General features: G+C 66.4%; 6 protein-coding genes. 5 read left to right on the top strand and 1 reads right to left on the bottom strand.

The window, feature by feature from the left end; translation table 11 throughout:
- The first annotated feature begins 31 nt into the window (after positions 1-31).
- The 4 genes from metH to NS355_RS12055 all read left to right on the top strand — a co-directional run bounded on the left by metH (position 32) and on the right by NS355_RS12055 (position 5398).
- A complete protein-coding gene (gene metH, locus NS355_RS12070) occupies positions 32-2632 on the top strand; it encodes a methionine synthase (protein WP_058745946.1) in 2601 nt (866 codons plus the stop codon).
- Positions 2633-2808: 176 nt separating this feature from the next.
- Positions 2809-3966 (top strand): EAL domain-containing protein, encoded by a 1158-nt coding sequence (locus NS355_RS12065; RefSeq protein WP_058745945.1) that lies wholly within the window; start codon positions 2809-2811, stop codon positions 3964-3966.
- A gap of 119 nt (positions 3967-4085) precedes the next feature.
- Positions 4086-4805, top strand: a complete 720-nt coding sequence (gntA, locus tag NS355_RS12060) for a guanitoxin biosynthesis heme-dependent pre-guanitoxin N-hydroxylase GntA (RefSeq protein ID WP_058745944.1) — start codon at positions 4086-4088, stop codon at positions 4803-4805.
- Positions 4802-5398: a DUF1989 domain-containing protein gene (locus NS355_RS12055; protein ID WP_058745943.1), complete on the top strand. Its 597-nt coding sequence runs from the start codon at positions 4802-4804 to the stop codon at positions 5396-5398. Before gntA ends, NS355_RS12055 begins: the two co-directional genes overlap by 4 nt.
- A gap of 132 nt (positions 5399-5530) precedes the next feature.
- Here NS355_RS12055 and NS355_RS12050 read toward each other — a convergent pair whose 3' ends face one another.
- Entirely contained in the window at positions 5531-7225 is a 1695-nt protein-coding gene (locus tag NS355_RS12050; RefSeq protein ID WP_167345446.1) for an alkaline phosphatase family protein, read from the bottom strand.
- A gap of 67 nt (positions 7226-7292) precedes the next feature.
- On the opposite strand from NS355_RS12050, the gene NS355_RS12045 reads away from it, so the two are divergent.
- A partial coding sequence (locus tag NS355_RS12045) for a protein-disulfide reductase DsbD domain-containing protein (protein ID WP_275934726.1) occupies positions 7293-8070 on the top strand: 778 nt, incomplete at its 3' end.

The raw sequence follows: 8070 nt of genomic DNA, 5'->3' as shown, positions 1-8070 counted from the left end.
CCCGCGAGCGGGGAGGATTTGAGAAGACATCATGACCCAGACCGCCTCTTCCACCAATTTCGTCAATGTCGGCGAGCGGACCAACGTCACCGGCTCGGCGGCGTTCAAGAAGATGATCCTGGCGGGCGATTACACCCGCGCGGTGGAGGTGGCGCGCAGCCAGGTCGAGAATGGCGCGCAGGTGGTCGACGTCAACATGGACGAAGGGCTGCTCGACGCCGAATACGCCATGACCACCTTCCTCAAGCTGATCGCCGCCGAGCCTGATATCGCACGCGTGCCGATCATGATCGACAGCTCGAAATGGAGCGTGATCGAGGCGGGGCTGAAGTGCGTCAGCGGCAAGCCGATCGTCAATTCGATCAGCATGAAGGAAGGCGAGGAGGCGTTCCTCCATTATGCCCGCCGCTGCATGGCCTATGGCGCGGCGGTGGTCGTCATGGCGTTCGACGAGGTCGGCCAGGCGGACACCAAGGACCGCAAGGTCGAGATCTGCGCGCGCGCCTATGACCTGCTGATGGGGATCGGCTTTCCGCCCGAGGATATCATCTTCGACCCCAATGTCTTCGCGGTAGCCACCGGCATCGAAGAGCATAACAATTACGGCGTCGACTTCATCGAGGCATGCCGGGAGATCAAGGCGCGCTGCCCGCATGTCCATATCTCGGGCGGCCTTTCCAACCTGTCCTTCTCGTTCCGCGGCAACGAGCCGGTGCGCCGCGCGATGCACTCGGTGTTCCTCTACCACGCCATTCCGGCGGGGATGGACATGGCGATCGTCAATGCGGGCCAGCTCGACGTATACGACACGATCGACCCCGAACTGCGCACCGCCTGCGAGGATGTCGTGCTCAATCGCGACCCGGATGCGGGCGAGCGGCTGGTCGCACTGGCCGAGCGCTATCGCGGCACCGATGCGGTCGCCGAGAAGCAGGCGGCCGAATGGCGCAGCCTGCCCGTGACCAAGCGGCTGGAATATGCGCTGGTCAAGGGCATCGACGCGCATGTCGTCGACGATACCGAGGAGTGCCGGCAAGCGTTCGCGCGCCCCATCGAGGTGATCGAAGGCCCGCTGATGGACGGCATGAACGTCGTCGGCGACCTGTTCGGATCGGGCAAGATGTTCCTGCCGCAGGTGGTCAAGTCCGCCCGCGTCATGAAGAAGGCGGTCGCGCACCTGCTGCCCTTCATCGAGGCAGCGAAGGAGCCGGGCGCCAAGGGCAAGGGCAAGATCGTGCTCGCGACCGTGAAAGGCGACGTGCACGATATCGGCAAGAACATCGTCGGCGTCGTGCTCCAGTGCAACGGCTTCGAGGTGGTCGACCTCGGCGTCATGGTCCCCTGGTCGAAGATCATCGCCTCGGCGGTCGAGCATGACGCCGACATGATCGGCCTGTCGGGCCTGATCACCCCCTCGCTGGACGAGATGGTGACGGTCGGCGAGGAGATGCAGCGGGCGGGCATGACCATGCCGCTGCTGATCGGCGGTGCGACGACCTCCAAGGTTCACACCGCGCTGCGTATCGCGCCCGCCTATAAGGGGCCGGTGGTCCATGTCCTGGACGCCAGCCGCGCGGTCGGCGTGGCGACGACTTTGGTGTCCGATACCCAGCGCGACCCCTATGTCGCTCAAGTCGCGGCGGATTACGAAGCCGTCCGCAAGGCGCGCGAAGGGAAGGGGGCGAACGCGCTCCTGCCGTTGGAGGACGCCCGTGCGCGCGGTTTCGTCGCGGACATGGCCTTGAAGGCGGGCGAGCCCAGGCAGCCGGGCGTGCATGTCTATCAGGATTGGGACCTGTCCGACCTGCGCGACTATATCGACTGGACGCCGTTCTTCCGCGCCTGGGAACTGGCGGGCAACTTCCCCGCGATCCTGACCGACGAAGTGGTCGGCGAGAGCGCCAGCGGGCTCTATGCCGATGCGCAGGCCATGCTCGACACGATCATCGCCGAGAAGTGGCTGACCGCGCGCGGCGTCGCTGCGCTGTGGCCGTGCCGCCGCGACGGCGACGACGTGATCCTGACCGCCGGGGACGGGGAAACCCGCATCCCCTTCCTGCGCCAGCAGATCGCCAAGCGCGAGGGGCGCGCGAATATGTGCCTGGCCGACTTCATCGATCCGGCGGGCGACTGGATCGGCGGCTTTGCGGTCGGCATCCACGGCATCGACGCGCATATCGAGCGGTTCCGTGCGGGTCATGACGATTATAACGACATCCTGCTCAAGGCACTGGCGGACCGTCTGGCCGAGGCCTTTGCCGAGCGGCTCCACGCGCATGTTCGCACCGACCTGTGGGGCTATGCGGCGGGCGAGCAGCTGACCAACGAGGCGCTGATCCGCGAACAGTATCGCGGCATCCGTCCCGCGCCGGGCTATCCCGCCTGCCCCGAACACAGCATCAAGCGGACGCTGTTCGACCTGCTGGGCGCGGAACAGTCGGTGGGGTTGGAGTTGACCGACAGCTTTGCCATGCTGCCGACGGCGGCGGTCAGCGGCTTCTATTTCGGCCATGGTCAGGCCGAGTATTTCGGCGTGGCGCGGATCGGTGAGGATCAGGTGGCGGACTATGCCGCGCGGCGCGGCGTCGATGTGGCGCAGGCCACCCGCTGGTTGCGTCCTAACCTGGATTGATAATCTCGGATTTGATCGCGGCTAAGTTCCTAAAAAATCAGAATTTCATGGTTGATCGGACCGTTCTGTGCCCTTGCAAGTGTAGGTATGGTTGCTACCCTTGACGCTTGACCGGGGGGTGTTGCCGAGGCCGTTGCGGCAAGGCGGCGTCCCCGTTGGCGGGGAACGGGGGTTAGGTGCCGAGCAGGGCGTTTGAGATCGAGATCAGCAATCTCGAATTGATTGCGGCATGTTGGGGGCCGGGCGTGGCGGACCATGTCGCACACCGCATCGCAACCCGGCTGTGCGAATTCGGGCTGCGGATCGAGCAGGATGCGGCGCACCGGCGCTTTCGAGTCTTGGGCGACGCCGCGCATGACGGGCCCGTGTCCTGGGACCACCTGGCCGATCTGTCCTATCATCTGACCGCCGAACCGATCGGTATCGAGGCGATGACCGGCGAACCCGGTGCGGGTGTCCATGCGGTGATGACCTGGCAGAATGACGAGCCGCCCCGCTATCGCGGGCCGCGCGACGTGCGCCGCGATCATGGCGATGACGGATTGTCGCTTTACAGGAACGACATGCACCTGATCGCCCGGGCCTTTCGCTGCGCGGCCGAGGGGCGGATGGTGGCGCACTGGCAGCCGGTCCGTCATCATGCCGACCCGTCGCGCATCCTCTATCATGAGGGTCTGGTCCGCTTCGACGGCCCCGGCGCGGGGCTGTCCCCCTCGACGCTCTTTCCGGCGCTGGAGCGGACGGGGATCGCTTCGACCTTCGACCGGGTGATGGTGCGCCATGTGCTGGATGAACTGCGGGCGCATCCCGATGCGGTGCTGGCGGTCAATATTTCGGCCAACTCGGCACATCTGAACGGATGGTGGCGCGGCGTCCTGACCATGCTGGCCGCGCAGCCCGACCTTGCCGCACGGCTGGTCGTCGAGATCACCGAAACTGAGCCGATCACGCATATCCATGACGCGATCACCTTTGCCCGCGCGCTGCGCGCGACGGGGGCGACGCTGGCACTGGACGATTTCGGGGCGGGCTTCACCTCGATCCGCCAGTTGATGGATCTGGTCCCCGCGCTGGTAAAGGTCGACGGCCTGTTCCTGCAACGGGCGGTGCGCGATCGCGAACCCTGTCACAGCCTGCCGCATCTGGTCGGCCTGATCCGCGAACTGGGGGGCACGGTGATCGTCGAGGGTGTCGAAACCCAGACCATGGCCGACCTCGCTTATGTCAGCGGTGCGGTGTGGCAGCAGGGTTATCATCACGGCCGCCCCTCCGCCGCCCGACGCGGCACCGAACAGGTCGAACCGGTGGCGCGCATCGTGGCCGGCAAGGGCTGAACAACCTCGATCAACTGTAGGATTGATCCTTATCAATATCACTGAGAAATGATCTGCAATTTATTGGGATTGGGTCATCTTTCGGAACGTCCGGTTTCGGCGCGGCGTTGGGTCATGCCATGTCAGATACGATCAGCAGCCTCTTTCCCGCTCAGGACCCCAGCGAGCCGGAATCCTCCGCGATGCTTCGCGCCCATATTGCGGAGGTCGATTTTCCCTGCGTCGGCGCAAAGGCGGCGATGGCGCGCGGGACTCTCGAAATCCTGGGTGCGCGCGACATCGCCAGCGCCTGGGACGATTTGCGCATTCACGATTGCCTGCGCCGTTTCGCCGAACGCTACCGGGCCGAGCCACAGCTCTTCCGCAGCCTCGCCGTGGTGTTTGCCGGGCCGGATACGCTGGACGAAGCCGCGTTCGAGCGGGCGGTCTGGTCGCGCATCCAGTCGCTGTCGGACAAGGATGTCTGGTTGGGCCAGGACTGGGACGAGCGGGTCAGTGCCGATCCCGACGACCCGCATTTCTCCCTGTCCTTTGGCGGCGAGGCGTTTTTCGTCGTGGGGCTGCACCCCAAGGCCAGCCGCCCCGCGCGCCGCTTCCCGCGCCCGGCGATGATCTTCAACCTGCACGATCAGTTCGAAATTCTGCGCGCGCAGGGGAAATACGAGACGATGCGCGAAAAGATCCTGATGCGTGACGAGGCGCTGGCCGGTTCCCGCAATCCGATGCTCGCCCGCCACGGCGAATTGAGTGAGGCACGCCAGTATAGCGGGCGCGTGGTCGAGGAGGGCTGGCGCTGTCCCTTCCATTATGCGGGCAGTGCGAGCGAGGCCAAGCCATGAGCCGCCAGACGGTTGAAATCCCCCCGCGCAGCGGCGACGCGTTCCGCATGGCCAAGGGCGACAGCCTGACCGTCATCGATCCACGCGGGCGGCAGGTGGCCGATCTGCTCGCCTTTAATGCGGACGATCTGGACGAAGTGATCTCGTCGGGTCGCACGCTCGACTATGCCGAGACGATCCGGCTGACGACCGGGCACAAGCTCTATTCCAACCGCTCGCGGGTGATGCTGGAGATCGTCGAGGACATGGTCGGGATGCACGATTTCCTGCTGACGCCGTGTTCGGTCGATACGTTCGACCATTTCTATCCCGACCTGCCGCGCCATCGCGGGTGCTTCGGCAATCTGGCGGCGGCGCTGGAGCCTTATGGCGTGACGCCCGACCGCATCCCGGTGGCGTTCAACTGCTTCATGAACGTGCCGATCGATGGGACCACCGGCAAGCTGGAGGTGCTGCCCCCGCTGAGCACGCCCGGGGATCATATCCGCTTCGTGGCGCATATGGACCTGGTGATCGGGCTCACCGCGTGTTCGGCGCCTGCGTCCAACGGGGGGAGCTTCAAGCCGATCGAGTATAGGGTGGAGCGGGCTTAAAATCCTCCCCGGCACGGGGGGGACCGCCGCGAAGCGGTGGTGGAGGGGGATCGCCGCACGGGACGTCCTGTGTGGAAGCCCCCCCTCCGTCAGCGCTGCGCGCTGCCACCTCCCCGTGCCGGGGAGGAATTCTTACCGCTTGCACGTATCCGCCGCGCCCGGATCGAGGTCCAGGCAGCGCCCGTCCACACCCGGGATCGGCAACCCGATGGTCGCCGCCAGCGTCGGGGCGATATCGACCGTCTCGACCGACAGCGGCTGCTCGAACCCGGCCATGCCCTTGCGCCAGAACAGGATCGGCACCCGGCGGTCATAGTCCCAGGGGGAGCCGTGCGTTTCGACATAACCGGGGGCTGGCTCTTCGATGGTGGTCACGCGTGGGCGCAGCAGGATCAGCAGGTCGCCCGAGCGGGTCGGGTCATAGGACGACCGCGCCTTTTCCTTCAGCGTCCAGGTTTCCGGCGGCGTGGTCGGCCAGGGCGTCGCCGCGATCTCGTCGCGGGTCAGCGCGGCGGCGACCTGCGGCAATGCTTCGTAGCGGCGCTTGGCCTCCGCCAGCACCTTCGCGCGGGTCGCGGCGGGCAGGGCGGTGTTGATATAGATGTCGCCCTCGGCGCTCATCATGAGCGGCGGATCGTTGGGCAGGCCCATCGCCTTGGCGATCGCGGCCGACATCGCCTTGGTCTTGGCCTCGGGCTCGACATGGCTTTCCATCGGCATGGCGCGAATCTGCTGGCGCTCGGTCATGTCGTGCGCGCCGTGATCGGCGGTCAGCATGACCTCATAATCCACGCCGGTCGCGTCGAGCACGTCGAAGAAGCCCGCCAGCGAACGGTCCAGCTCGGCCATCTGGATGCACATCTCGGCGCCCTGGGTGCCCAGCGCGTGGCCGATATAGTCGGTCGCCGACAGGCCGACCGACAGGATGTCGGTCTGCGGCCCCTGGCCCAGCTTCATGTCCTGGACGAAGCCCGCCGCCATCGCCAGCACCGCCGCATCGGCGGCGGGCGAGACGCGGAAAGCCTTCAGGTCGCCCGCCGCGCGCTGGAACCGGCCGGTGCCCAGCGTCTGGCTGCCGACCGTGATCGGCCGGTCGAGCGGCTTGCAGAAACCGGGCAGCGGCATGGCGTCCTGCGGCCGGACGATCAGGTCGGCCACCGCCTTGCGGGTGCGTTCGACCACCGGCGGCACGGTGCGTCCGGCATAGGAGACATAGGTCTTGCCGTCCCACCACCAGATCTCGTCCATCTTGTGCCCGCCCATCATCACGGCGGCGCGGTCTTTCCCCGCGACCGAGACGGTGCGCACGCGGGGATCGGCGGTCTTCATCCGCTCGCCCAGCGTCGGAACCTTCAGATGCTTGTCCGAGACGATGTAATTATTGTGGTCCATGCCCGCGACGCTTTCGTCCTCGGAGCAATAGACGATCTTGTCCGGGCGGTTCACCGACTGGTCGACCCAGTTGTTGGCGATGATCCCGGTATGGGCGGGACGATAGCCGGTCAGGATGGTCGAGTGGCCGGGGCAGGTCTCGGTCGCGGCATGGCTCTGATAGCCCGAGGGAAAGACCGCACCGGTCAGCAGGCGCGCCATGCCGCCGGTGAAGTGGTTGCGATATTGCTGGAACAGGTCGGCCGAGAACTGGTCGACCGAGATCGCCACGATCAGCTTGGGCGGCGTCGCGGGAAAGGGTGGCTGCGGCGTGCCCGGCAGCGTGACGACCGGCGCAGGCGCGGCACCGGGGGCGGGGCTGGCGGTCTGGGCATGGGCGGCGGGCGCGGCAAAAAGCGCGACGGAGGCCAGGAGCACGGCAGTCAGGGAGTTCATGGGCAACCTTGGTGCAAAGCAGGGACAGGGGCGCTATGGAACGCGAAAGCGGGTTAGGGCAAGGTCGATGCGCGGTTGGTTTTACATCCTGATGACGGCTCTGTTCATGCTGGTGGCGGCAGGCCCCGGCATGGCCGAAAGCGCGCCCGCGCCCGGTGCCATCCATCTGGCGATGCGACTGGTCGCCGAAAGCGAAACCCCGGCGGCGGGCGGCCGCACCACGCTGGCCATCGTCGCGACGCCGGACAAGGGCTGGCACGGATACTGGAAGAATGGCGGCGATGCGGGCCTGCCGACCGAGGCGCACTGGACGCTGCCCGGCGGCGCGAGCGCGGGGGAGTTGCGCTATCCGGTGCCCGGACGACTGAAGATCGCCGGGTTGATGAACTATGTCTATGAGCGGCCCTTCACGCTGCTCGTCGATCTGTCGGTCCCCGCCGGGCTGGCGAAGGGTACGCCGCTGCCGGTCACGGTGAAGCTTGATTATCTGGTTTGCACGGACACCATCTGCGTGCCCGAGAGCCAGACGCTGTCGACGACGCTGACGGTCGGTGACGGTGCCATCGATCCTTCCAGGCGCGCCGAGTTCGACCGGTGGCGCGCCGCCCTGCCCAAGCCGCTCGGAGGTGACGGCGTGATCGAGACGCAAGGCAAGCAGGTGCGGATCGCCGTGCCGCTGCCCGCATCGGTCGCGGTCAAGGACGCCTATTTCTACCCCGAGCGCAGCGGCATCATCGACCATGCCGCGCCGCAGGTGATGACGCGCAGCGGCGACCAGCTGATCCTCGCCATGCCCGTCGCCGCGGTGCCGACGCCGGGTCCGGTGTCGGGCGTGCTGTCGATCG

The organism is Sphingomonas yabuuchiae, from assembly GCF_001477495.1.
Classification (GTDB): domain Bacteria; phylum Pseudomonadota; class Alphaproteobacteria; order Sphingomonadales; family Sphingomonadaceae; genus Sphingomonas; species Sphingomonas yabuuchiae_A.
Note: the sequence above shows the minus strand (reverse complement) of the source record. Positions and strands in the feature narration are given on the sequence as shown.